This is a genomic window from Wolbachia pipientis (assembly GCF_030373985.1).
In the GTDB taxonomy this organism is placed as follows: Bacteria; Pseudomonadota; Alphaproteobacteria; order Rickettsiales; family Anaplasmataceae; genus Wolbachia; species Wolbachia pipientis_D.
This window is the reverse complement of record NZ_JAUCRB010000003.1, coordinates 1-24,575: the sequence shown is the minus strand read 5'-3', so window position 1 is coordinate 24,575 and position 24,575 is coordinate 1. Positions and strand designations below refer to the sequence as shown.

The following is a 24,575-nucleotide window of genomic DNA, read 5'->3' as shown; positions in this document are numbered from 1 at the left end:
CTTTGTAGTTTTATATATTATGCTTTAAGTTGATAAGTTAATAATTATGAGCTTTGTCTTAGCAACTTTCTACCAATTTGTAGAGCTCTCTAACTATTATGACATGAAAGACGAAATAAAAGCTGCGTGCGACAACGTTGAGTTAAAGGGCACTATACTTCTTGCAGAAGAGGGTATCAATGCAACTATATCCGGAAAAAGAAACGCAGTTAATACAATATTTGATTTTCTACGTTCCGATTGCAGGTTGAAAGACCTCACGTGGAAAGAAAGCACAGCAGAATTTCAACCATTTAGTAAGATGAAAGTGAAGTTAAAAAGAGAAATTGTAAATCTCGGTGTAAGCAATCTTGATATTTCCCTTAGAGGTCAATATGTAGACCCAGAACATTGGGATGATTTTATCTCTCAACCTGAAGTTTTAGTAATAGACACACGAAATGAGTATGAAGTGAAGCTAGGCAAGTTTAAGAATGCAATCAATCCACATACTCAATGTTTTCGTGAGTTTCCTCAGTGGGCTGAGTCATTTTCTCAGAGCAAAAATCTGAAAGTAGCTATGTACTGCACTGGTGGAATCAGATGCGAGAAATCCACAGCGTATATGAAAAGCCTTGGATTTAACGACGTGTACCACCTTAAAGGTGGTATTCTTTCTTACCTCAAAAGAACTCATAATAAAAATGGTAATTGGGAAGGCGAGTGTTTTGTTTTTGATGACAGAATTGCTGTTGATAACTCACTTGCCCCAAGTGATAAAATAAAATGTATATTCTGCTCAAATCAAGTTTCAACAGATGAGATGAAATCAGTTTCACGTGGTCAGGTAGTTTGCTCTGATTGTAAATCCTCATAATCACAAAAAAATTTCCGTGCTAGGGTACCTCTACTTCCTACATCTTCTCTTTGGTAAACCTCAAGTTGAAGTTAAGTTGTACTTCAAAAAAAGTAGAATTTCTTCACCTATACCATACCTATACCATTCACCTAGTAAACTGAAGCACACCAAGGCCTCAATTCATGTTAAATCATCCTACACAAACAAAGAGAAAAGGGAGCTAGAAGACAGCTGACCATAACACTAGAAAGGCACCTAGCAGGTAGGCTTTCAAATAAAGCAATTATCTCTTTACTCTTAGTAAGAGAAAGTGGTTCTTTACCAACATTATCTTTTATATTAGTTTTAGCTCCTGCTTCGAGAAGAAGCTCAACCATATTAGTCTTATTAGAAAAAACAGCATAATGTAAAGCAGTTCTTTCTTTACTGTCTTTGGCATTAATGTCTGCATGCTTGCCTATTAGACGCTCATAGTCTGCCCACTTATTCTTATTTTCATAATATCTTCTTAAAACTTCATACAAATCATGATGCTCTACACTATTTAACATAATTTTATCTCTATATACGCTAATGATTGACAAGTATTTTATAAAGCTCAACACATTACATTTACAAAAAAACTGCAGATATCTTTTAAGTACTTACTTTTTATTTTTAATTAATTCTAAAGCTTTTTTCAAATCTATGCTCTCAATATCTGCATTCTTACCCAAAGCAACATTTGCTTTACCGCATTTTATATAGAATCCATATCTACCATTGCAAATGAAAACCTCTTTTCCCTTTTCATTAAACCCAAGAGATTTTAGCTCTTTGCGTGGGCTGCTTGTAATAATTTGCACAGCTTCATTCAACCGTGTTTCCAATACCTCCTTGGAACTCTTCTTAAGAGAAAAGTATCTACCATCATAAAAAATATAGTACCCAAATCGTCCAAGGCCTATTTTTATTTCCTTTCCAGTTTCGGGATGTACTCCGATTACTTTTGGCAAGGAAAGCAATTTGATAGCGGTGCTAAGATCAATATCATTAACATTTATATCTTTGGGTATAGAAACCGCTTTTTTCTTTTCTGACTCATTATTAAACTGCAGGTAAAGCCCAAAAGGACCTTTCTTGATTACCACCTCTTGTTCTGTTAAATCTTCTATACCCAAACTTTTTGGATATTCTGAGTTGTTGCTACTACCCGTAATTTCTTTTATATGGTTGCATGCGGGATAGTTAGAACATCCAAGAAACACCCCTGCTCGCCCAAAGTTCAATTTTAATATTCCATCGGAGCAATCAGGACATTTCTTACCTATCTCTTTCTTTCCTTCCTCTGAACAAAACCAATCAATTACCAAGTCATTAATACCGCTAAAAATCTCATCATGCGTCATTTGCTTGACAGAGTTTACATGGTTAAAAAATGGTACCCAAAAATAGCCTAACTCCTTTTTCCAATCTGCACGCCCATTTGAGATTAAATCAAGCTTTTCTTCCATTTGTGCTGTGAAGTCATACTCCACACAACGCTGAAAAAAAGTTTCTAAAAATATGGTAACAATCTTACCACGACTGCTTGGAATAAATCTTTTATTATCCAGTGTAACGTACTCACGGTCCTGCAATACCGAAATAATTGTTGCATAAGTTGATGGACGTCCTATGCCAATTTCCTCCATTTTTTTTACGATACTTGCTTCACTATAACGTGGTGGAGGTTGAGTAAAATGTTGTTTTGGATCAACAGAAATCAGCTTGCACGCTTCACCTTCTCTCATTACAGGCAGCAGGCCTTCATCTCCACTATCTGCACTATCTTTATAAACTTTATAGAAACCGTCAAAAAATATGCTCGATCCATTTGCTAGCAGAATTACCTTCTGATCAGTAGAACTAACTTCAACTACCACTCGATCAAGGATCGCTGATTCCATCTGACTTGCAATGGTTCTTTTCCAGATCAAATCATACAATTTAAACTGTTCTGGCGTTAAATAGTTCTTAATACTATCTGGCGTTCTATCTATATCAGTTGGACGAATTGCTTCATGCGCTTCCTGAGCATTTTTGACCTTTTTTACATATTGACGAGGAGACTTTGGTAAATATTTATTGCCATACAACGACTTAATCGACTCTCTAATTGAGTTTAGAGCTTCACCTGCAATATAAAGCCCATCTGTACGCATGTAAGTTATCAACCCTACAGTTTCACCACCAATATCAATACCTTCATACAAGTTTTGCGCTATGCGCATAACATTCCTCACATTAAAATACAGTTTATTCACTGCATCTTGCTGAAGACTTGAAGTAATAAATGGAGGAAGCGGATTCCTCTTAACTTGCTTGCGTTCTACTGTGCTTATAGCATACTGCCTTGATTCAATCTCCCTGACTAAGTCCTTTGCTTCTTCTTCGTTCTTAATATCAAATTTTTCTAGCTTCTTATTGTCATAGTGGCTTAACATAGCAAAAAAAGCCTCATCTTTGCTGTTTTGCATCTCCGCCTTTATGCTCCAATACTCCTGTGTTATAAATTTACTAATTTCATCTTCCCGCTCGCATATAAGCTTTAATGCAACAGATTGCACTCGCCCTGCAGATTTACTTCCTGACAATTTTGTCCACAGTAGTGGTGACAAGTTAAATCCAACCAGATAATCCAAAGCTCTGCGTGCTTGCTGCGCGTGCACTAAGTCCATATTTATTTCACGTGGATTCTTTATTGCTTCTTGCACTGCTTTTTTCGTTATCTCATTAAAGACTACTCTGTAAATTTTGTTTTTATCATTGATTGCTTTCCTTTCCTTTAGTGCCTCTATCACATTCCAAGCTATTGCTTCCCCCTCCCTATCTGGATCTGTTGCAAGGTATATATCTGATGTTTTACTCGCTTCCCTTGCTAACTCTTTTACATACTTTTCTGCTTTTTCAATAATCTCATATTTTATGGCAAAGCCGTTATCTGGATCAACAGAACCGTTTTTTACAGGAAGATCTCTTACATGTCCAAAAGATGCTGCTACTTTGAACTCTTTATTTAAATATTTACCTATTGTTTTCGCTTTCGCAGGTGACTCAACTATCAATAAAGCCATAATTGTTAATTATTGTATTAGTACTTAGAGATAATATGTTGAGAAATATACGGTGAAAAGTAAAAAAATATTTTAATGGGTCTTGTGAATTTTACGAACCTGGTTATGGATGTAGTTCTCCAGAAAACTCTTGGATATTGCTAATTGCAAGCGACTTTGAAGGCTCATACAACAATATATGAGTGCAGCAGTAACAACCAGACAACAAGCTCCTATCGCTATCCCCACCGCTAACATCTCTAGGTGAACTGCAATAGTTATTCCTAAAGCAACTCCGGCTATTCCAATAACCATACCAACCCAATACCCTATTTTGCCATAAACACTTTGAGATTGCTTTACTGATTGATTTAAACCTTTTATATTAGACTGTATAAGTATTTGTGGTTGGTCATCTTCCTCTGGAGCAAAATCTTTCATTATCTAAATTTTAAGTAATCCTTCAATGATAATTTCATACTCGTCTTCTTTTGGTATACTTCTACAGTAATTGGGCAATAAATTCTTGATATTTGCTCTAAACTCTTGATTGATCTTTACAAAGACCCTTTGCTGCTCAAATGTAGTCTTTTCAGGTCTATCTAAATCCGGTGGCACACCCACACAAAATTGTCTACCAAATCTTCTCTGAACTTTAGACTATTTCTAATATGTTGAATTAATTTCTTAGTTAAATTTTCTATAAATGGTGTAATGTTCTCTTTAATGTAATAACATCTTTTTGTACTTCTCGCCTTTGTTCTTCTTCTAAGTAGCGATCATACTGTTCCATAATTTCTACACTAACTTCAGTTATACTATTAATGATCTGGCTCCATGTGCCTGGAATACAAGATTGTTATTTTCACCATACGTTGTCGCTGCTATATATATTTGTTTTAGGAGAACAAATTTTTTTGCTCCCTCCAGATCCTTTCTGTATCTAAATTACTGATTTCTTTAAACAACTTATCTACTTTTCCATCATCATCTATACCACTTAATAATACATGTAGTTCTGTTTTACTAAGTTGTACTCTATCGAAGATTCCGCTATTTCCAAGCTCCTTTCTCATTATAGACAATTTTCCTCTTACCAACTCTGGATTTTGTTCTATAAGAGTAACAAGCAACTCTCTCTTTTCGTTCAGTGGAATAGAAAAATTATCAATAAGCAGTTTTATATAACCTACAGACTCTGGTATAGTAATAAACATTCCACTACCACTTGTGTAACCATATTGTAATCTCTCTGTAGGCAATCTCTCATTATGCTGACCATCTTGATTTCTTCTCAAATACTTCTCTTCTAACTCTTGCTTAGCTGCGTCAGTGACAACTTTAATAAACGCCTTATTGCTTGGTACAGAACCACCGTTTAGTGTTCCTCCGTTACACTTCTTTTTTCATTCTCTGTAAGACTAAGTAACCTCATTTTTACCTGATTGTTTTGATATTGTTCAAGTAGTTTAGGTATATTGTTTACATAAGAAGTTACTGCTGATCCAACTCATTCTTACTAGATCTTATAGATTCTGCTAGTTTTTTAGTGATAAAGTTTGTTTGCTCAACTGCTGGCCTTGCGTGTACAGATTTACCTGTCTTGTGAAGTATTCTGTAACATGTCTCTTTCTAGCTCTTTCTCAGGAATCAAGCCACGATCAAGCAAAAGCTGTTGCACTCTAGGGTTGTAACTGTAGAAGTGAAATAACGTATGTACTTGCTCGTCTTTTGAGTTAATTAAGCAAAGGCATTTGTCAGATCTTTCCAGCACATATTCAATTGTCTCTCCTCGAGAGTCCAACCGCGCAGTATTAAAAACTGCCTTTTTTATACTGTCTGGACTTAAATTATCAACAGATTTATTTTGAGAGTAAAATTTTATTAGAAATCTGTAAATATCAGACTTATCTCCACAGTACTCACAATCCCTATTGTAAGCTTTAAACTTTAGATAATAAGATTTAGCTAAAGCTTCTATGCCTTTGTCACTGATTTTATTTGAGTGTAAATCAAGCGAGGTAAGATTTGTAAGTTTAGCTAAAGCTTCTACAGCCTCAATACTGATTTTGGTTCCATGTAAGTCAAGCGAGGAAATGCTTGTAAGCCTAGTGAATTCTTTTGTATCTTTATCGTCAATATTACATCCATACAAGCTAAATTTTGTAATGTGCCTATCGTGTCTTAAAAAACCGACCAATCCACTTATATTTATAGTAGATTACTTAACTGAAGGAACATTATCTTTAACATGTTGATTAAAATACATTTTTCCTCACTCAACACTGTTGTATAAACACTTTAGCCGGCATTGCAGTAATTGCCGATTTCGTTAACAAATTACGTGAAAATTTGTACAAAATACTGGGCTCCGTAGCATTACAAAAAATTCAACTTTCACCTTTCACTTTTCTCAAAACTGCAAAAAGGTGCTGTATACCTAAATTGAGCAAAACAGGCTAACATAGGAGTTTTATGGTATACTAAATTCTCCTCAGAGAGGATACAAAATTGTAAGCATAACAACCTACAAAAATCAATTTCACTATAGCAGGCTTAAACTAGAAGCCTGCTATCTCTTTAACTACTTTATATCAATTTTTTTAGTATGTTTTTCAGATTTAGGTATGCTTACATGCAATACCCCATCTGAAAATTTGGCAGATATTTTATCTACATCTGTGTTAGGTGGAAATTGGATTGACCTGTAAAAAGAACCATAATACCTTTCTCTATAGTAGTATTGTTTCTCTTTCGAATCATTATCGTACTTTTTTTCACCTTTCACTATTAAATTATCACCAGACATACTAATATCCACATCCTCTTTAGAAATACCTGGTAACTCCATAGACAGAAAGTAATTTTCATCAGCTTCGTAGAAGTCGCAAGCTGGCAGTATATTATCTCTTCTAGCAAACTCTGGACCCCAACCCGTAAAAAAATTATTGAACATGTCGTCAACAGCTTTTTGTAACCCTCTCAAGCTGAAATCCTCACGATTGCCGCTTTTGTTTGAACGAATAATATCACCCATGTCAGTCCTCCTTCTATTAATATAAACTGTATATAATCATTTAACTCACTAATCTCAAGGCAATACTCTAATTTCTGAATCTTAAGTAAGATTTCCTCATGTCATACCACAGTGGTATTCCACAACTGTACGAACATTGTGATTTGAGCCTAACAGGAGGATGTTATCCCAGTGCTCCTATGATGTCACCCCAGTGCGCGACGCTGGAACCTATATCAGACACGAGGCCGAAATCAGCTATATCCTAGTTTCTGGGCACTGTGATAATACCTTTCTTAAACTCTTAAACTGCAACTAACCTAAGCTACATGCATTAAGAAATTTACCAAACAGTAAACAAGGCAAAAGAAACCCTGGGTAGCTAATTTTCACTCTCTAATTCTTTAAATTGGCGTTCTATACTGCCTTAAACGCTTTATAAGCACGTTTCAGCTTACATAAGGAAAAACCTGAGAAGTCTAGGTAAAATTTATAAAGACATAAAGACATGAGGCGCATATAATGCAAAAAATTAAGTATAAGACGCTAACTACGTTATACTTTCATCATTTAACCTGCACAGATTGAAGATAACTGAGTACCCCCAGTGTCATAATAAGGGGGCTGATAACGCTTGTCAAGTAATTTTAGTTCTGTTTCGCTGTTTTCAAAATCATAATGTTCGTGCAGTTGTGCAAGTGTTGCCATTTTTAACCTTTCATAGTACACTCGCATATCGAAACTACAAAATTCAATTTATGTACTTACGCTCTATAACTCCAGCCTTAGAAAATTTTCCAAGCTTTATCCTATTGTAGGTATTACAGAACCAAGGCAATCTGGTAAAACAACCATTGCAAAAACGTTGTTTAGGCACTTGCCGTATGTGTCTTTAAAAAATATTGATACCCGTTTCAGGCACAAAATGATCCTAGAGCGTTTCTAGCTAACTATCAGCAGGGTGCCATTTTTGATGAAGTACAGCATGTGCCTAAGTTATTATCATATCTTCAAGAAATAGTTGATGAGTCTCCTGTAAAAGGTCGATATGTACTAAGAGGATCTCAAAACTTTGCTCTTAGTCATCATACTTCCCAACCTCTTGCAGGGCGCATAGGTATGATAACACCTTTACCTCTGAGTTTATCTGAACTTGGCATGCCTATAAATATTAATTCAGCTATTTTTAAGGGAGGATACCCTGGAGTACATAGTCTTAACATACATCCATTATACTTCTATCCCAGCTATATTCAAACCTACATTGAGTGAGATGCTCGACAACTTAAAAATATTGAAAATATTGGTAGATTCTAAGCCTTCCTTAAATTGTGTGCAGGTTGAGTAGTTCAGACTCTTAACCTATCATCTCTTGCTCAAGACTGTGGCATTTCTCATACAACCGTACGGCAGTGGCTGAATATTTTGGAAGCCAGTTACCTAATATTTTTTCTTCAGCTATTTCATCAAAGTTTCAACAAGCGTCTAATCAAGATCCCAATGTTATACTTTCATGACACTGGTCTTGCTTGTATACTCCTTGGCCTTGAAAAGGAGATTCAATTAGAAACACACTATCCTAAAGGAGCTCTGTTTGAAAACTTGATCGTCTTGGAGATCTTCAAGAGGCGTCTCAATCAGGGATTACCCCCTAATCTATATCTTGGCTTAATTGAACGGAACATTAGGTAGATTTACTAGCAGAGTGGGGCGGTAACACTCATGCTATTGAAATTAAGATTGGTTCCACGTTTCAGAGTGATTTTATCAAAAATGTACAATATTTCTGTGAATTTTCCCAAACAGCTAAGGGGGCATTTAATCTATACATGTCAACAGAATGGTTCACATGCAAAAGTTAAACATGTGCCAATAAATGAAATAGATCAGATATTCCGCGAAGGTCTTTAAGTTATTGCAACAAAATTAAGCACACATACCTAAACAGGTTAAAAGCTAGCCAGTATGGCGGGTTAGGTTATATTAGCATAGCATACGGACGGAATGGGATTCGAACCCATGGTACGCTCTCGCGTACGTCAGTTTTCAAGACTGGTGCCTTAAACCGCTCGGCCATCCGTCCACCCCTTTTCTACCACAACATTTGACTTCAAGCAATCTATAAAAATCTTACTTGCCCACGCAAAAGCTGCTAAATATATTAGCCAATATTTCTTCAACATTAATAACTCCTGTCACCGCACCAAGTTCAGACGCAGCAAGCCTTAAGTCTTCGGATATTAACTCAATTGGATTGTCTATATTAAAATGTCTTAAATGTTCTATAGCTCTCTGCATACAATTCCTATGTCTTTGTCGAGTAATTACAGGAGCGTCTCCATCGTAGCCAAACTTTTCCTCTACTTTTTCTTTAATCACAGAGATTAGCCTTTCTGTGCCTGTCCCTTTCAAGACAGAAACAGGCAAAAAATCTATGCCATTAATTTTTATATTGTGATCATTTACAACATCGTCAGCTTTGCTTAGCACGTAAATAGTATCACTACTTACAATTCTACTATCGATAGTAGAACGCTGTTCAAAGGGAAATAATTCTATTCTTAGATCAGCCTCACAAGACCTTTTTCTTGCTCGACTTATACCTTCTGATTCTATTGGACCTGAACCTTCACGAATTCCAGCAGTATCAGAAAGAATGATCGGGTATCCGCCAATGTCAATATGAGCCTCAAGTATGTCCCTTGTTGTACCCGCATATTCAGAAACAATAGCGATATCACGTTTGGCTAAAAAGTTAAATAGCGTTGATTTACCAACATTTGTTTCACCAATTATTACAATATGTAAACCATCACGCAACCTTTCACCCCGCCTATTATCATTCAAATGCCCTTGTATTGATTGCATAAGAGCCTGCACCTCACTATTGATTTTTTCCAACTCATTTCCTTCTGTCGCAACGTCCTCTGGAAAGTCTATATAAGCCTCGATTTTGGACTGCACTGTTATTAATCTCTGCCTCCAATTGCTGTACAGCTTCTCCAACTCTCCCGACATCTGCTTAATCGCTTGTCTAGCTTGCATTTTTGTCTCAGCGTTAATCAAATCTGCAATCCCCTCTATCCGCGTTAAGTCAAATTTACCATTTAGAAAAGCCCTAAGCGAGAATTCCCCAGGCTTAGCCATAACAAAGATTTTTGATAATTCCTCCAAGAGGATTTTTATAACCGCCTTACTTCCATGCACTTGCAACTCTATAACATCTTCACCAGTGAAGCTGTTTGGAGCAGGAAAATAAATGATTATTCCATTATCTATCAATTGACCTGAATCATCATATAGATCAACTAAAGTAGTAGACCTCGGTTTAATGTCTTTTTTAACATGAAAATGATTTAAAGCTTTAAGTGCTTGATTACCTGAAATTCTGATTACTGCAACTCCTGATTTCCCAAATACAGTTGATAAAGCAAAAATAGTTTCATCTGTGTTTATCATATATAAACTAGTTTATTTCTTAGCAAGATTACACTTAAGAGATCAAAATATCTAATTTAAAAGTACTCAAATTTTTATTTATTTTATTAATTTTTATTAATATAATATCGTCATGTTAGCAAACACAAAATACCCATCCTACAAAAAAATCTTTGAAGGTTACCTATTACTAGTATCAGTTCAATATTTATTATAGAATTGATTATTAACTAAATAATCTTGCTTATGCGTAAAATACTAATTTTATTATTGATAATATTGCCAATTAAGTTGCTTGCAGTCAAGATTGAAATCGTTGCAGATGTAAATGGTGAACCAATTTCAAATTTAGATATTGAAAAACGCATTAACTTGATAAATTCGTTGTTTGGCACCCAAAGTGGCAAGGAACTAAAGCTTCAAATTCTTAGACAGCTAATAGACGACATTATCATCATCAATGAAGCACAAAAATTGAATATAAAATTGAGTGATGAAGAGTTAAATAATGCCGTCCTGTCATCTTTAACCCAAAGCTTTAAACTTAAGGATGATGAAATTGATCAATACATAGAGAAGCACAATATAGATCTTAATCTTCTAAAAAAACAAATAAAATGCCAGCTATTGTGGGGCAAAATTATTGAAGCAAGAGTTGTGCCATCCATCAATATAAGTGACAAGGAAGTAAACGATGTAAAAGGGCAAATGGAAAGACCGGATTATCTTATCACGTTTCAAGAATTTATAATCCCCAGCCAGAAAGACGAAAGTGTTTATAGTACAGCTAAAGATTTAGTAGAAAAATTACGCAATAGTAACAACAACTTCATCCCAGGACCTCCAATAAAGGCGCACAAAGCAACAGTTAATTTAAATCAACTAAAAGGCACCCTCAAGAACGTTTTAGAAGGACTAGAAACTAACGACATAGCAGGCCCAGTAAGTCTTAGCAAAGGCTACTCTATTATAAAAGTAATAGATAAAGTACAACTTGATCATGCATTACTGGAAAGTATTTTAAAATTCAAGCAGATTTTGGTCAAAAGCTCAGAAAGTTTATTAGATAACCTCAAGAAGCAAAATGTCAACTGTTTAAATTTTGATAAATTGGCAGACAATTTTAAGCTGTCAAATGCAAAAGAATTTGAAGTAAAAATGCGGGATTTAAATCCTGATTTACAGGCCTTATTTATCAAAACAGGTGTAAACGAAATAGTAGAATTCAGAGAAAATAGCACGGCAAGGTTAATGATGTTATGTGATATAAAAAGCAACGCAGCAGATACAGAAGCAATTAAACAGCAGATATACCAACAAAAGATTATGTTGCAAAGTAACTTGCTATTGGACGAGATGCGTAAAAATGTAGCTGTCAGTTATCAATATAGCTAAGGTGTATAGGTTGTCTGGAAACTAGGGTAAGGTCATATTGAACATTCCCGCAGTTTGGCAGCACTGGACACAAGGCTTATATTAATGCAAGTCATCTTTTATAGTGCTCGCTCTTGGCTTGCTGAGTTTCCTTTCCTTCTTCTCAACTCAGGCTCGGCTTTACCACCCTTAACTGCCTGTTCTGCACTACCAACTTTCTTTTCATCACCCTTCAGCTCTGTCTCAGGAGAGTAGGCAGGGTTTTCAAGTAATTTGTTTGCCTTCCTTTTCAAATCCTTTCTCAGAGCCTTTCATCTTATCTACTGCCCATTTCCCTGCATCTAGTGTTTTACCTTTTGCCTAATTTAGCATATCGTAACCTGCATCTAGTACTTTTTCCGCTCCTTGAATAAGCTTACTACCTAATACATCATCAACAACCATAAGATCTATAGCAATTACACCACTTATTGGGCCTCCAAGCAAAAAGCCAATTGCAATAACACCGATTCTCATCGCAATAGTGCTAGTTTCAGATAAGAGGTTCTCTAAACGACCTGATTTAGCACTTTCTTTGCTGCTTTCTTCATTTTCAGCTGTTATTATTCTTCCTATAACTACCATATGCCAAAGCTCCAACAGCTGTACCAGCAACAAGACCAACAACTGGAAGGGCAAAGGCAGCAACTGTTAACACTGTCCTCTATGGTACATAATCCAGTATTTTACTTCCTAAACCAGCTTTCTCATCTTTTTCTTCAGTTTTTGCAACCATTTTCAACCTTACTTACTATTATATATTAACCTTAATAAAGCCAGAATACTAATTATCAATCAATACCCGTTTTTATTTTATTACAATGTCTACATAAGTTTAGCCAAAATAATTGTTGTGCAACAGGTTTATTGAAAAAAGGTAATAAGAAAGTAGAATAAGTTGAATGGCAGTTGTGCATTAATAAAAAAAACTATGGGCAATGGAAAGAGGCTGCTAAGCATTTCGGACCTCACAATTAACGATGTAGAAAATATAATTAAGTTAGCTAGTCAATACCTGAAAAATGAAACCGCAAATGGTCATATCTTAGAAAACAAGACAGTAATAAATTTATTCTTTGAAGACTCAACGCGTACGCTTGCATCTTTTGAAATAGCAGCAAAAAGCCTTGGAGCAAATGTTGTAACCCTGCCAATAAAATCTTCTTCTATTAACAAGGGAGAAGGTTTAAAAGATATGATAAGAACGTTAAATGCAATGAATCCTGACTATATAATAATCAGGCAAAAAAATAGTGGTATTGTTAATATGCTGAGCCAGCATATTAACTGTTCACTAATTAATGCAGGTGATGGGAGCAGTGAACACCCAACCCAAGCCCTTGCCGATTATTTTGTAATCACCAGTCATAAAAAACAAATAAAGAACCTTAAAATTGCGATATGTGGAGATATTTTGCACAGCAGGGTTGCAAGATCAAATATAAGATTACTAAAGATGTTTGGAGCAAAAATATGTTTGGTTGCACCACCAACTCTGATTTGTAGACATTTTCCTGAGGTAGATTTAATACATTATTCACTAGTTGAAGGCATAAAAGATGCCGATGTAATTATGCTCCTCAGGTTACAGAAAGAGCGCATGAATAATAGTTGTTTTGCTCCTTCAGAGAGAGAATATTTTCATTTATATGGGCTTGACTCACAAAAGTTATCATACGCAAAACCAAATGCAATTGTTATGCATCCAGGGCCAATAAATAGAGGGATTGAGATTGACAGCAATGTAGCAGATTGTGTTATTTTACAGCAGGTAAAATTTGGATTGGCAATACGCAAAGCAGTGCTACATTATTGTATTTCTTGCTAATATCAAAAAAGTGTGTAATTTTGCAACACCTTATACTTAGTTTAGTATAGCAACCTCACACACATGAGAGCTGCTGCATTAAAACAGAAACTCCTTATGTGTTTGCTAGATCAAGTTATGATCGTGATAGATGTGGTCGCTCGCGCAATCAAACATTTTTACCAAACCATTCTCTAGATAAAGATTATATTCATGGTGTTGATCTAATAATTCAACGTTATCTAACGTTTCTAAGTTGAAGTGATTTGAATCTGACAGCAATTCGTAATTCGTATTATCTATTTTATTAATGCTGCTTATTACTCTGCCATTATTATTAGATATAGCCAAACTATAATTATCACCAACCTTCATTATCTTAATGGATACCTTATCTTCAGGTAACACTATAAGCTTCTTTGTATCACCATCATGAACTACAAATTTGCCCTTTTCAAAATAATATTTGCCTTCTGGTAAAGTACCAACCTTATATCCTGATGAATGCAGTTTGTGCCAAAACTTCAACACAGATTGCTTTTCTGCTCCTTCCGCTCTATCATACAAGACTTTTATGTCATCATAATCTATGTTTACATTTGCCTTGTGCTTTCCTTCTAAACCTCGATCACAGCTCTTTTCTATTTTCAAGATTGTGTCTTTCAATACTACCTGCTTCTGCTCTTCATTTTGTTCACTTATTACTGGTTTTTAGGTGCTTCCAGACCATGGAATGAGCCAGTAGCAGCTCTATCTTCACTCACTTGTCCTTTTAAACTGTCAGACTGTACTTTGTCTTCTCCGTTACCTACTGTTTGTTGCTCAGATTGAGTATTGCTAGACTCAATAGTGCTATCTTCCACAGTTGAGTGAGTTTTTACCCGATTAGAAAACCCTTCTCCTTTTTTGACTTTATTTGTTTCGCTTTGGTAGATCTTTTTCATCATCTCCTTGAAATAAAAACGACCATTCAGAGTTTTCCTATCCTCTGTTGCTGCATAAAGCAAATTATCAATAAAATTTGGATAAGTTTCTTCGATATATGTAATAATTGCTGCCCCTGTTTTATAAGGATCGATGGTTCCTTTGATTATTTCCTCTAAAGGAGGTCCCTTGCATTCCTCGCCAACAAGTTTTGCAAAATCAGCAGGTTTTTCTCCTTCTGTTAAGTACGTTACGTACTCTGCTAAGCCTTCCATTAAAACTTTGCCAAGATCCAACTTAGAATTTAAATAGAACGTTAACGCATGGACAAGCTCATGTTTGATAACATAATTATAATCATTATGATCGACTTTTCCATCATTGGTAAAATCGCCATTATTCCTAGCGTTTTCATCATGAGAATACATATTACTGATATAGTTATTGTCAGAAGATTCTGCTGCACCACTACCTGGTATCTTACCAGAATATTCACTACTTAAAAAATCTTCATAACTTTTCTTATTTTCAAACAAGAACAGCCTAAAGTTAACAACACTCCCATGTACCAGAAGTGGATTGTTATCCTTTTTTATTCCAAAGACTTCATTGAATGTTTTTACAGTGTCCTCTAATGATTTTAGGGCACCTTCATTATTGATAACACCATCATTGTTTTGATCAGTGAAACATTTAAAGCTTTTGTTCTGAAATAAATCAATGTTTAGATTAAACTCATCATCAGCACTATCCTCAGTAACTTTTAGATTTATTCTACCTTGGAACGTTAAACCTGTCTTTTGTTCATAATATTTTGCTGGATTTTGTTTCTTCCTGTACTTTTTTCAGCCCTTCGAATTCACTTTCTGCTGGAAGTGTTATACCATATTTACTATATATCTCCTTAATTTGGTCGATGCTCATACTAGTATGCACAAGTTCTTCAGAGATTTTCTCATATAACACATTATATTCCACATCTGTATATCCTTTATTTAACGGGTCGCTAAGCCATTTCTTAAAATTTCCCTCTGGATTAGCTCTTAACCAGTCCTTAAGTTCTTGATCGTAAACACTTGGATTGTCCTTCAAATATTCTCTCATACTCTTTTCACTTGATTGCGATACGTCAAGACTTTCAAAAACCCAGCTTCTTAAAGTTCCTACATTAACTTTGTCATGTATGAACTTATAATATACATCGGAATCCACAATACAATTTTGGTAACTCTGACGATCGACCGAATCTGCCTTTGTATATGAAGCTTCAATGTTAATTTTACCAGCTATACATCCATGATCATGGTTTCTCACTGAATTTGTTTCGTAATTTACATAACATTTTGTTTCGTCTTTTGGTACAAGAGTAAGTAACTCATCTACCGTAAACGAAGGAATACCATCTTTCTCACAAAATTCGTTCATTTCCTTAATAGTAAAAGGTTTTTTTATCATCTTTTCAGAGATGTCGTAGTATAGTGAATAAAACTGCCCCACTGAAAAATCACCGTGAGCTCGCTTTTTGCAAATCAGTTTGTAAAAAGCATGGTCATTTGTGATCTTTACATCTTCAACAGGTTGACCGTCACTTGCTTTAGCTCTACCTGTTGCTCGTAATTCGTCTCTTATGACTCTAGCTCCACTATTTTGTTTTGATATATAATTAGACACTTTGTCTTCCATTTCATATTTAATTTTTAAACACATGTTTCAATCTTAACGCGATCTTTCTGAAAGAAATGTAAATTCTCACACTGATATAATTTATATCTTAGCAAAGAAGTATAAGTTGTTAACTTGATATGTAAAACACAGGGCATAGCTAAAACTCTATACAGCTAGGAGCTATATTGGATAGAAGAACAAGAATTCCTGCAAATCTAAACTAAAAGGCAATTATTTTTGGCGTCTTTTGTAAAGTTGCGCGCTTTTAAATCACTTTAGCCATAAATATTAAGAAATTTACTAAGCAGAAAAAAGGCAAAAGAAACCTCGTTAGCTAGTTACTCATTACCTATCTTAGAATGTTGGCGTTTTTTAATGTTTTTATACGCTTAATAAACGCGATTTACAGTACTAGCTGATAATGTAGACAACAATACATAAAAACATGAGGTGGACATAATACAAAAAATTAAACACGACAGGCCAGATACACTAAGTTTTTTTGTCATTTAATCTGTACAGAGAAGCTAAATAATTAGCTTCATTATTAAGGGGGCTGGTAGAATTTGTCAAGCGGTTCTTTCGCTTCTATTGGATAACCTCAACGCACTGCCAAAAGTTTGTTATATGGTTATCCAAGAAGTCTAATAATTTAAAAGCAAATTGACTTTCATTCTGCTGAAGCACTATACTAAAGCCACAATGGGTAGCTAGCTCAGTTGGTAGAGCACTTGCTTGACGTGCAAGAGGCCACTGGTTCGAGCCCAGTGTTACCCATTTTTGCCCATAAAAAGGTTTTATATGACAGCAGTGCACAACGGTAAATATTCAGCGGCAGAGTCCAAGCGCTTAATCTATTCCATAATAATAGTCGCAATAACAATGTTTATGGAGATAGGAGGTGGAATAATTTCATACTCGCTTGCTCTGTTATCAGATGCAGGGCATATGCTTACTGACCTTTTTGTCTTAGTTTTAAGTTGGGTAGCACACAAATTTTCAGCCAAGAAATCTGATCTGCAAAGATCATACGGATATCACAGATTGCAGATAATTGCAGCATTTGTTAATGGGTTAACTCTATTCCTCATCGCGATAATCATCATAATTGAGTCAGTAAAAAGGTTCATTTTTCCAGTTAATGTCGAGTGGAAAATAATGTTAATGATCGCCACACTTGGGCTGATTGCTAATGTCGTAGTTTTTTTTATATTACACAGTAAATGTGAAAGCAATATAAACATAAAAAGTGCCGTACTGCACGTTATAGGAGATATTTTAGGCTCTATAGCCGCTATACTCGCATCCATAATTATCATGCTTACCGGATGGCTAATAGTAGATCCTATTTTGTCAGTATTTGTTAGCGTAATAATTCTAAACAGTGGCTATAAAATTCTAAAGAATTCTTGCCATATACTCCTTGAAGGTACACCCAAAGGTATCTCTGCTGAGGAGATAAAAAACGAGATTGTATCTGAGCTACCTGAAGTTATAGATGTACACCATATACATACATGGTCACTATCTGATAATTATTTTATAATTACCATGCATGCCAAGGTAAAGCAAGATGCACAACACACTGACATTTTGTATGAGATAAAAAAAATACTACTAAATAGGTTCGAAATTGCGCATTCCACGATTGAGATTGAATACGATCAGTGCGCGGATGATAAGGTACTTAAACATTGACGTTTATAAACTATTTATTATTACTAGGATACAAAATAATATTAGAAGGTTAGCTATGATAGGTTTCTCTCAAATACAAATTCCTTGTAACGATTCCAGTAAAGTTAAAACCGCTCTTTTACTCCTCTTTTTATTATGCATTAACTGTAGCAACCATTACTACTTCAATAATAGTTAATTTAGTATCTATTCTATATGATGTTGAAATTAAAACATTTCTTGGATATAAAAAAATAAAAGGTGTGAGAAAATAAGTAAAAAAGGATATTGGAAAATATTTGGACAAAGTAACATAATCAAGTTAATCTTAGTTCCATGTATTGCGAGACTAACAATTTATTATTTTTTCTCTAAGCCTTTAATATTAGCTTGACTATTAGCATCGATGCCACTAGCAGTTGGAATAATCCTATTGCAGCCTGAAACAAGGCCAGCAAAGCTTAACCCTATAGCCTTACTTAAGTTTCATTAAAATTACTTTCTAATGGTTTATAGGAGAATTTAATTGGTTCAAAGAATGTAATGAATACTGCGAAAGAACATATTATGTCTCATATGGCAAATGATAGTATTATTGACAGTATTAATACACTCAAAGGTAAATATGGTAAAAAGATACCAGAACCTAAGGGCGTTATACATAATGATGAATTAGTTGAGTCTATCAAGTATATAGAAGGAGAAAAAGAGTTTAGGAATAATAATAAAAAAGAATTGATTAACTTTCTTAATGAATGGTGTAATGATGATAAACAAGTTAATGTTTCCGGGCTTACAGGGAGGCAAATTTTATGTTTGGTTCTAAAGGCCTGTAATAGTTGAGATAGTGAATCAGTTGCAATAAAAAGGCAAGAATTAACAAGATCTTTAATGTATGCCATAGATTACGCTCAAGGGAGGTTTATTCCTGAAACTTGCTTTAACGGTATTGTCAGTGCTGCGATAAAGTCATTAGAAGGAATACACCTTGGTATTAGAGTAGAATACCTTATGGAAGATAGAATTCGTATGCAGAAGATGAGGCATGTAAAGTTTATCAAGAAAGAGCTGAAAAAAAAGAAGAATTATCAAGAAATCATCAATGCTTGGGACAAGTCAGATGACAACAGTAACCGAATAATTACTCATTTTATTCAAGAGGTCAAGATACCTTTAATGAGAAGATTATTTAGCTTGAATTGAAGTGAACAGAATGTAATAGATACAATAGAGAATCTTGAATACATTAACCCTGATAAATTAACTGACAGGGATAAAGTAGGATCTAGCCTAAATGTTAATAGTATAGAAAAAGCAGGGCCAGTACATAGCTTATAAAAACTTATGTTCCTTGCCTTGCAGAAGATTTGCAATATTTTTGTAGTGCTTGAAAAAAATTAATATTGCCACAATCAATAGTGTAGAAAATAAGTCTTTTTGAAGAAAAAAAGATGATACAACAACCACTGTAATAGAAGCTAAAGAAGCAAGAGAAGAATATCTAAAGGTAAAAAACACTGCTAGCCAAACAAACATAAACATTAATGCCACATGAATATTAAGTACTATTAAAACTCCTAAAGTTGTTGCAACTCCCTTTCCTCCGTTGAATTTCAGCCAAACAGGAAACATATGCCCTAGAACTGCTAAAATTGCAGATGCAAATATGTAAAAACCATCACTATAGAAAAATTGTTGTGCTATATAAACTGCAATAAGCCCTTTAAATGAATCCAACAATAAAGCCAGGGCAGCAAGAAGTTTATTTCCTGTTCTTGCGACATTTGTAGCACCAATATTTCCTGAACCTACTTCTCTTAAATTTACTCCTTTTATCCTTGTAATAATTAAACTAAATGGTATTGAACCTAATATGTAGAATAATATAAAAACTATATATTTCCCCATTATATCCTCACTTTCATCACCATTCCAGTGCGTAGCGCTGAAATCCAGAAAAAACAGACATAGACTCCACTGCGTGTCACTGGGATGACAGTAGTTTACATTTATTTATATAGCTGTACACTAAAAAATCTAATTAATCTTGTTACCTCTCAGCCTTTTTAGGTAACACTGAACTTCATCATTAATTTGGCCGCTGAACAGTATAAGCGCTGTCATATTGACGAGGGCTAAACAAGAGAATAAAGTTCCGCCGATATTAGCAATAGCCACTATATCTTTAGATAAACCTGAAAAAAATGCAACTACTACTACTGCTAAGCGATATACTACAACACTTTTCGCGCCAAATAAATATAGCCACCCCATTTCACAACAATATACAAATGCTATTACCGAAGAAAACGCAAACAAAGGCGCAGCTACAGTTAAAAGTATAGGAAACCAAGAAGAAACTGTTTCAAATGCTTTGTGGGTGATCAATATTCCCTCGCCAACACCGGTCTGGTACGCACCTGTTATTACTATTGTTATTCCTGTTAAACAACAAATTAACATTGTATCAAAGCATGGTTCTATCATCGCAACTAATCCAGTTCTAACTGGTTCCTCATCTTTAGCTACCGCGTGAGTAATTGAAGCAGAGCCAACACCTGCTTCACTGGCAAAAATCGCCCTTTGAATTCCGGCAACAAACGTTCCTACTAATCCTCCACCAACGGCATTAAAGTTTATCATATTGGAAAATAATATTTTAAATGCATTGCCAAAGTTGTGAACATTAAATACAATGATCGTAATACAACTCAAAACATATATGAGTGACATAACAGGCACTAGTGCAGAAGACACTCTGGCTATCCTTCTAATTCCACCGATAATTACTAGAGCAAGCAGCACAGAAATTATGGAAGAGAGAAACCAAGGATGACCATCTACCCAATTCGAATAACCAGACAATATTGAAACCATTTGGTTGGTTTGAAATGCTACACTACCACCAAGACCTGATAACACAAGAAATACTGCATATACTGCAGCCAACACAATACCAAGTTTCTTAAATCCAAATTCTTCTAGTCCATTCCTTATGTATTGAAATGGACCACTAAATAACTGCTCTTGACCCTCTGTTCTGTGCCTGAATGCTAAAGTCACTTCAGCAAACTTTGCTGACATACCAAAAAAGCCTGTAATCATCATCCAAGGCACCGCTCCTGGCCCTCCCATTGAAACTGCAATTGCAACACCAGCAACAGTTCCAAGGCCTACCGTACTTGAAAGCGCAGTTATAAATGCCTGAAAATGTGTAATGTGGCCATCGTGATGATCTGTGTCATATTTTCCACATAAAATGGCGAACGCATGTTTAAACATCCTTATGTTAAGAAATTTAAAACGCAACGTTAGAAATATATAACCAAAAGCCACTAGAAGAATTATAAATGGCACGTAGAAAATTTTGAAAAACAATACTTCATTCATAAAGTTATTTATTCCCTTCAACAGAGCATCATAGCTTGCGTAAAAACCTGAAGTAGCGTACGCATCATTAAACAATAGGCAAAATAATACTACACACAGCAATCTATAAATCATGTTTAATACCTCTTAGAATTACAATAAGAATCCATTGTGTTCAAAACTTCCTTTCTCAGTAGATACATCGCAATAGCATTTGGAATCATAAGGCACATAAACAAACTGTCACCTAGGCAAGATATAAGTTCTATATTTTTTGACATACTACTGATATACACTGAAACCACTATAAGAATTTGGAACAATATTAATACTTTTTTGTTACCAAACAAGTATAACAAGGCAACTTCACAGTAGTAACAATAAGCTATTATTGTGGAAAATGCAAAGGAAAACATTATTAGCGGAAGAACCAGCTTACTAAACAAAGGCAAAGTCGTTGAAAACGCTGAGCTAACCAATGTAATATCACCCACGCTATCAGTACTGTACATACCAGTAATAATTATCACAACACCAGTCAAAAATGAGACTAATATCGTGTCTACAAGTGGCACGATCATTGCAACACTCCCAACTTTAATTGGATCTTTTTCTTTTACAGCTGAGTGTGCTATAGCTGCTGTTCCAGTACCTGCTTCATTAGCAAACACCGATCTTCTTACTCCGGCTATTAACCCACTCAATACTCCACCTCCTATAGCTGATTTGTTAAAGATATCCTGGAATATCATAGATAAAGCATTCAACAGATTACTTCCATTTATACAGATTAAATACACACACATGCCTATATACAACATTATCATGATTGGCGCTAAACCTGTTGAAACAAAAGCAATTCGTTTTATTCCTCCTAGTATTACAACCAAAACAAGTAGCAATATAATAACAGATGCGTCATATTCAAAGAGGTTGTTTGACAACGCTGCAATTTGATTCGCCTGAAATGGTATGCCACCCAAAATCATTGCAACAAGCAACATAATTGCATAAATGAATGCAAGGGATTTGCCAGTTTTTATAAATCCAATCTTTGCAAGCCCGTGCTTCATGTAATAAAAAGCCCCACCAGTTGTGTTTTCAGAGCGATAATTGAATGCAAGCACCACCTCAGCAAATTTTATCGACATACCAAGTATTCCGGTAATTATCATCCAAAAAATTGCACCTGGGCCCCCTATTGTTACAGCAATTGCAACTCCTGATATTGTTCCAAGACCAACCGTCCCTGAAATTACTGTTGCAAACGCCTGAATATGAGTGATTATACCGTCGTTGTGATTACATTTTAGCTTGAATAGCGTTTGTATTCCATGCTTGAATAATCTAAAGTTAGAAAATTTGAATTGGACAGTACAAAAAACCCCAGTTGCAATTACCCAAATGATTATAAACGGAATGTTAAATATTTTTATGTATAGAAATGAATTTAACAGTTCACTTATTTTCACAATTATGCTGCTCACTACTTTTTATTACGATTTATAGCTAACGAGTTTTATACGTGTAATATGTGTAAAGACCGATGCTTATCGGAATAGTGAACACATACACTACACTTAAAACTGGTAAAGTAATCCAAGGCTTACTGACGAAGAATACGATAAATACTCCAAAGAGTGACACAAATATATAGGATAGGCTCCTAGGAATATAAACGTGCTTTGCAGAGAAAGTCGGAATATGACTGACCGAAAAAAATGAAATAGCCAAAAAGTAACAAGCTGTATTTCTTACGTTAAAAAATTGTTCCATAAAAAGTAAGTACTCACTTTCTTGAGAATGAAAAGTAGCAATTATTGGTAATAAAGAAAGCAAAGCACATATTGGCGCTGGAACTCCAGAAAAGAAAAATTTTTCCCAGTCAAGTTGTTCTACACTCAACGATACATTAAATCTCGCAAGCCTTATCGAGATGCAGATTACATATATCATTACCAATATCCACCCTACAACTTTAATCTCCTTTAATTTCCAAAAATATAAAAGAAATGCAGGTGCTGCACCAAAATTCAGAAAATCAGCAAAAGAATCAAGCTGCGCTCCAAAATCGCTAGTTGACTTTAGAATCCTGGCTATTCTTCCATCCATTCCATCTATAATTGCCGCAATAATAATAAAACTCACCGCAAATTCCCACTGTTCATTAAATGTAAATTTAAGTGAAGTGAGGCCAGCACATAAACCCAATAAAGTTATAAAATTTGGGAATAATTTAGCAACAGGTAGAGACCTACTGTTACTGCCATTATTGTTCATATAACATCAAAAATAAGCTTTTCTTGAGCATTTTCCTTATTCAAATTTGCTATAATTGTCTCACCACCAACAACAGTTTGCCCTTCTGAAACTCTTATTTCTATATCAGCAGGAACGTAAATATTTACCCTACTGCCAAACCTTATAATTCCAAACCTTTCACCTGCTTTTACATTCTGAGATACTCTTAAATTACAAACGATACGACGTGCAATTAATCCAGCAATTTGCTCTACAACAATCTCCTTTCCCTTTTCATATTCAACCACAATAACTTGCTTTTCATTTTGATTGCTAGACCGATCGCTCATTGCAGACACAAATTTGCCTTTTTTATAGTGCATTTCCTTTACTGTACCAGATATCGGTACACGATTCACATGCACACTCAAAACACTTAGGAATATGCTAACAAGTGTGAACTTCTTCTCTTCTTCGTTTTCTGCTGATAAAGGGTAACTCACTTCTTCAATTTTTGAAATCACACCATCAGCAGGGCTCAGTATAAGATACTTATTGCCTGGCACAACCCTTGCTGGATCACGAAAGAAATAAGTGCATAATAGCGTTGGAAACAAGCACGTAACACCAAACCCCCAAGATATAGAGAATGCTATACATGTTACTATGAAAGAAACTATTATAAATAGATAACCTTCTTTGTTTATATTAGGTAAATTAAAACTCATAATCTTACTAACAATAATCTATTATTAATAACTTATCACCTATCACTCCTCATGAAAAGTTTTTTTTAACATGTGTACTGCTTCAATAAGATCTTTTCGATACAAGATGGCATTACAAGCCGTTATATTATCGCTAAACGATCTGATAAATTGCCATTCTGCTATGCGTCAACAGAATCTACGCTAAGATACCGTGGCGGCATGAAGTAGAGGGAATATACTGTAATTGCTGTTGCATGATGGAGAGACATACTCTGTTATTTTAGCCAAAATAACGTATCCGTTCAGCCAACGGCGTCAACTTAAGGGCCTCCTTAGCAAACTCTCTTAAAGACATGATGGCGTTTGGGCTTATCTACCTTGTTGCAGCTATATAATCGCCCTT

Annotated in this window: 27 protein-coding genes and 2 tRNA genes; 9 read left to right on the top strand and 20 right to left on the bottom strand. The window is 35.1% G+C overall.

Translation table 11 applies throughout. The features are described 5' to 3' along the window. Positions 1-46 precede the first annotated feature (46 nt). Complete coding sequence (gene trhO / locus QUS22_RS03215; RefSeq protein ID WP_289513558.1) at positions 47-856, top strand: oxygen-dependent tRNA uridine(34) hydroxylase TrhO; 810 nt, start codon at positions 47-49, stop codon at positions 854-856. A 167-nt stretch (positions 857-1,023) separates the two neighbouring features. Here trhO and QUS22_RS03210 read toward each other — a convergent pair whose 3' ends face one another. The 8 genes from QUS22_RS03210 to QUS22_RS03175 form a co-directional block, all read right to left on the bottom strand. After that, complete coding sequence (locus QUS22_RS03210; protein ID WP_289513557.1) at positions 1,024-1,389, bottom strand: ankyrin repeat domain-containing protein; 366 nt, start codon at positions 1,387-1,389, stop codon at positions 1,024-1,026. Between the two features lie 93 nt (positions 1,390-1,482). Further along, on the bottom strand, positions 1,483-3,933 hold the full coding sequence (gene topA / locus QUS22_RS03205; RefSeq protein ID WP_289513556.1) for a type I DNA topoisomerase: 2,451 nt from the start codon (positions 3,931-3,933) through the stop codon (positions 1,483-1,485). 72 nt (positions 3,934-4,005) lie between these two features. Continuing rightward, positions 4,006-4,353, bottom strand: a complete 348-nt coding sequence (locus QUS22_RS03200) for a TomO hydrophobic C-terminal domain-containing protein (RefSeq protein ID WP_289513555.1) — start codon at positions 4,351-4,353, stop codon at positions 4,006-4,008. A gap of 3 nt (positions 4,354-4,356) precedes the next feature. Further along, entirely contained in the window at positions 4,357-4,536 is a 180-nt protein-coding gene (locus QUS22_RS03195) for a hypothetical protein (RefSeq protein WP_289513554.1), read from the bottom strand. 275 nt (positions 4,537-4,811) lie between these two features. Beyond that, positions 4,812-5,210 carry a hypothetical protein gene (locus tag QUS22_RS03190; protein ID WP_289513553.1) on the bottom strand — a complete coding sequence of 133 codons (399 nt, stop codon included), beginning with the start codon at positions 5,208-5,210 and terminating at the stop codon, positions 4,812-4,814. Between the two features lie 296 nt (positions 5,211-5,506). Beyond that, the gene (locus QUS22_RS03185; protein WP_289513552.1) at positions 5,507-6,112 is read right to left on the bottom strand and encodes a hypothetical protein; all 606 of its coding nucleotides are present in this window, start codon (positions 6,110-6,112) and stop codon (positions 5,507-5,509) included. A gap of 384 nt (positions 6,113-6,496) precedes the next feature. Then, positions 6,497-6,949 carry an Hsp20/alpha crystallin family protein gene (locus tag QUS22_RS03180; RefSeq protein ID WP_289513551.1) on the bottom strand — a complete coding sequence of 151 codons (453 nt, stop codon included), beginning with the start codon at positions 6,947-6,949 and terminating at the stop codon, positions 6,497-6,499. A 549-nt stretch (positions 6,950-7,498) separates the two neighbouring features. Continuing rightward, complete coding sequence (locus QUS22_RS03175) at positions 7,499-7,636, bottom strand: hypothetical protein (RefSeq protein WP_289513550.1); 138 nt, start codon at positions 7,634-7,636, stop codon at positions 7,499-7,501. A 279-nt stretch (positions 7,637-7,915) separates the two neighbouring features. Between QUS22_RS03175 and QUS22_RS03170 the strand changes: the two genes are divergently transcribed. Then, positions 7,916-8,200 (top strand): AAA family ATPase, encoded by a 285-nt coding sequence (locus QUS22_RS03170; protein ID WP_289513549.1) that lies wholly within the window; start codon positions 7,916-7,918, stop codon positions 8,198-8,200. 117 nt (positions 8,201-8,317) lie between these two features. Then, entirely contained in the window at positions 8,318-8,620 is a 303-nt protein-coding gene (locus QUS22_RS03165; RefSeq protein WP_289513722.1) for a DUF4143 domain-containing protein, read from the top strand. A gap of 304 nt (positions 8,621-8,924) precedes the next feature. On the opposite strand, the gene QUS22_RS03160 is transcribed toward QUS22_RS03165, so the two are convergent. Both QUS22_RS03160 and mnmE read right to left on the bottom strand, forming a co-directional pair. After that, positions 8,925-9,011, bottom strand: a tRNA-Ser gene (locus tag QUS22_RS03160). A gap of 47 nt (positions 9,012-9,058) precedes the next feature. After that, entirely contained in the window at positions 9,059-10,387 is a 1,329-nt protein-coding gene (gene mnmE / locus QUS22_RS03155; RefSeq protein ID WP_289513548.1) for a tRNA uridine-5-carboxymethylaminomethyl(34) synthesis GTPase MnmE, read from the bottom strand. 225 nt (positions 10,388-10,612) lie between these two features. Between mnmE and QUS22_RS03150 the strand changes: the two genes are divergently transcribed. Further along, the gene (locus QUS22_RS03150; RefSeq protein WP_289513547.1) at positions 10,613-11,761 is read left to right on the top strand and encodes a SurA N-terminal domain-containing protein; all 1,149 of its coding nucleotides are present in this window, start codon (positions 10,613-10,615) and stop codon (positions 11,759-11,761) included. 98 nt (positions 11,762-11,859) lie between these two features. Here the strand turns inward: QUS22_RS03150 and QUS22_RS03145 are convergent, their stop codons facing one another. Then, a complete protein-coding gene (locus QUS22_RS03145; RefSeq protein ID WP_289513546.1) occupies positions 11,860-12,033 on the bottom strand; it encodes a hypothetical protein in 174 nt (57 codons plus the stop codon). A gap of 67 nt (positions 12,034-12,100) precedes the next feature. Continuing rightward, entirely contained in the window at positions 12,101-12,364 is a 264-nt protein-coding gene (locus QUS22_RS03140; RefSeq protein WP_289513545.1) for a hypothetical protein, read from the bottom strand. A 346-nt stretch (positions 12,365-12,710) separates the two neighbouring features. Between QUS22_RS03140 and QUS22_RS03135 the strand changes: the two genes are divergently transcribed. Further along, positions 12,711-13,607: an aspartate carbamoyltransferase catalytic subunit gene (locus QUS22_RS03135; RefSeq protein ID WP_289513544.1), complete on the top strand. Its 897-nt coding sequence runs from the start codon at positions 12,711-12,713 to the stop codon at positions 13,605-13,607. 105 nt (positions 13,608-13,712) lie between these two features. On the opposite strand, the gene QUS22_RS03130 is transcribed toward QUS22_RS03135, so the two are convergent. From QUS22_RS03130 to QUS22_RS03120, 3 genes are all read right to left on the bottom strand, one after another. Continuing rightward, positions 13,713-14,252, bottom strand: coding sequence for a hypothetical protein (locus QUS22_RS03130; RefSeq protein WP_289513543.1), 540 nt, complete (start codon positions 14,250-14,252; stop codon positions 13,713-13,715). A gap of 35 nt (positions 14,253-14,287) precedes the next feature. Continuing rightward, positions 14,288-15,046: a hypothetical protein gene (locus QUS22_RS03125; protein WP_289513542.1), complete on the bottom strand. Its 759-nt coding sequence runs from the start codon at positions 15,044-15,046 to the stop codon at positions 14,288-14,290. 268 nt (positions 15,047-15,314) lie between these two features. Next, positions 15,315-16,217, bottom strand: a complete 903-nt coding sequence (locus tag QUS22_RS03120) for a hypothetical protein (protein WP_289513541.1) — start codon at positions 16,215-16,217, stop codon at positions 15,315-15,317. 662 nt (positions 16,218-16,879) lie between these two features. Here QUS22_RS03120 and QUS22_RS03115 point away from each other — a divergent pair. The 4 genes from QUS22_RS03115 to QUS22_RS03100 all read left to right on the top strand — a co-directional run bounded on the left by QUS22_RS03115 (position 16,880) and on the right by QUS22_RS03100 (position 19,055). Continuing rightward, positions 16,880-16,952: transfer RNA gene (locus QUS22_RS03115), tRNA-Val, on the top strand. A gap of 24 nt (positions 16,953-16,976) precedes the next feature. After that, positions 16,977-17,873 carry a cation diffusion facilitator family transporter gene (locus tag QUS22_RS03110; RefSeq protein WP_289513540.1) on the top strand — a complete coding sequence of 299 codons (897 nt, stop codon included), beginning with the start codon at positions 16,977-16,979 and terminating at the stop codon, positions 17,871-17,873. A 555-nt stretch (positions 17,874-18,428) separates the two neighbouring features. Beyond that, positions 18,429-18,695 carry a hypothetical protein gene (locus QUS22_RS03105; RefSeq protein WP_289513539.1) on the top strand — a complete coding sequence of 89 codons (267 nt, stop codon included), beginning with the start codon at positions 18,429-18,431 and terminating at the stop codon, positions 18,693-18,695. A gap of 48 nt (positions 18,696-18,743) precedes the next feature. Further along, the gene (locus QUS22_RS03100) at positions 18,744-19,055 is read left to right on the top strand and encodes a hypothetical protein (RefSeq protein ID WP_289513538.1); all 312 of its coding nucleotides are present in this window, start codon (positions 18,744-18,746) and stop codon (positions 19,053-19,055) included. 129 nt (positions 19,056-19,184) lie between these two features. Here QUS22_RS03100 and plsY read toward each other — a convergent pair whose 3' ends face one another. The 5 genes from plsY to QUS22_RS03075 form a co-directional block, all read right to left on the bottom strand. Beyond that, a complete protein-coding gene (gene plsY / locus QUS22_RS03095) occupies positions 19,185-19,760 on the bottom strand; it encodes a glycerol-3-phosphate 1-O-acyltransferase PlsY (protein WP_289513537.1) in 576 nt (191 codons plus the stop codon). 129 nt (positions 19,761-19,889) lie between these two features. Next, on the bottom strand, positions 19,890-21,356 hold the full coding sequence (locus QUS22_RS03090) for an alanine/glycine:cation symporter family protein (protein ID WP_289513536.1): 1,467 nt from the start codon (positions 21,354-21,356) through the stop codon (positions 19,890-19,892). A gap of 2 nt (positions 21,357-21,358) precedes the next feature. Next, positions 21,359-22,699: an alanine/glycine:cation symporter family protein gene (locus QUS22_RS03085; RefSeq protein ID WP_289513721.1), complete on the bottom strand. Its 1,341-nt coding sequence runs from the start codon at positions 22,697-22,699 to the stop codon at positions 21,359-21,361. 31 nt (positions 22,700-22,730) lie between these two features. Then, positions 22,731-23,501, bottom strand: a complete 771-nt coding sequence (locus QUS22_RS03080; RefSeq protein WP_289513535.1) for a CDP-alcohol phosphatidyltransferase family protein — start codon at positions 23,499-23,501, stop codon at positions 22,731-22,733. Next, positions 23,498-24,190, bottom strand: a complete 693-nt coding sequence (locus tag QUS22_RS03075; protein WP_289513534.1) for a phosphatidylserine decarboxylase — start codon at positions 24,188-24,190, stop codon at positions 23,498-23,500. The genes QUS22_RS03080 and QUS22_RS03075 overlap by 4 nt, the downstream gene beginning before the upstream one ends. Positions 24,191-24,575 lie beyond the last annotated feature (385 nt).

Bases quoted from the DNA above. Each gene is read 5' to 3' on its own strand.
- plsY (WP_289513537.1), bottom strand. From the start codon at position 19,760: ATGGGGAAATATATAGTTTTTATATTATTCTACATATTAGGTTCAATA.
- QUS22_RS03210 (WP_289513557.1), bottom strand. From the start codon at position 1,389: ATGTTAAATAGTGTAGAGCATCATGATTTGTATGAAGTTTTAAGAAGA.
- topA (WP_289513556.1), bottom strand. From the start codon at position 3,933: ATGGCTTTATTGATAGTTGAGTCACCTGCGAAAGCGAAAACAATAGGT.
- QUS22_RS03180 (WP_289513551.1), bottom strand. From the start codon at position 6,949: ATGGGTGATATTATTCGTTCAAACAAAAGCGGCAATCGTGAGGATTTC.
- mnmE (WP_289513548.1), bottom strand. From the start codon at position 10,387: ATGATAAACACAGATGAAACTATTTTTGCTTTATCAACTGTATTTGGG.
- QUS22_RS03080 (WP_289513535.1), bottom strand. From the start codon at position 23,501: ATGAACAATAATGGCAGTAACAGTAGGTCTCTACCTGTTGCTAAATTA.
- QUS22_RS03110 (WP_289513540.1), top strand. From the start codon at position 16,977: ATGACAGCAGTGCACAACGGTAAATATTCAGCGGCAGAGTCCAAGCGC.
- QUS22_RS03090 (WP_289513536.1), bottom strand. From the start codon at position 21,356: ATGATTTATAGATTGCTGTGTGTAGTATTATTTTGCCTATTGTTTAAT.
- QUS22_RS03100 (WP_289513538.1), top strand. From the start codon at position 18,744: ATGTATGCCATAGATTACGCTCAAGGGAGGTTTATTCCTGAAACTTGC.
- QUS22_RS03135 (WP_289513544.1), top strand. From the start codon at position 12,711: ATGGGCAATGGAAAGAGGCTGCTAAGCATTTCGGACCTCACAATTAAC.
- QUS22_RS03075 (WP_289513534.1), bottom strand. From the start codon at position 24,190: ATGAGTTTTAATTTACCTAATATAAACAAAGAAGGTTATCTATTTATA.
- QUS22_RS03140 (WP_289513545.1), bottom strand. From the start codon at position 12,364: ATGGTAGTTATAGGAAGAATAATAACAGCTGAAAATGAAGAAAGCAGC.
- trhO (WP_289513558.1), top strand. From the start codon at position 47: ATGAGCTTTGTCTTAGCAACTTTCTACCAATTTGTAGAGCTCTCTAAC.
- QUS22_RS03200 (WP_289513555.1), bottom strand. From the start codon at position 4,353: ATGAAAGATTTTGCTCCAGAGGAAGATGACCAACCACAAATACTTATA.
- QUS22_RS03120 (WP_289513541.1), bottom strand. From the start codon at position 16,217: ATGTGTTTAAAAATTAAATATGAAATGGAAGACAAAGTGTCTAATTAT.
- QUS22_RS03105 (WP_289513539.1), top strand. From the start codon at position 18,429: ATGGCAAATGATAGTATTATTGACAGTATTAATACACTCAAAGGTAAA.
- QUS22_RS03175 (WP_289513550.1), bottom strand. From the start codon at position 7,636: ATGGCAACACTTGCACAACTGCACGAACATTATGATTTTGAAAACAGC.
- QUS22_RS03150 (WP_289513547.1), top strand. From the start codon at position 10,613: ATGCGTAAAATACTAATTTTATTATTGATAATATTGCCAATTAAGTTG.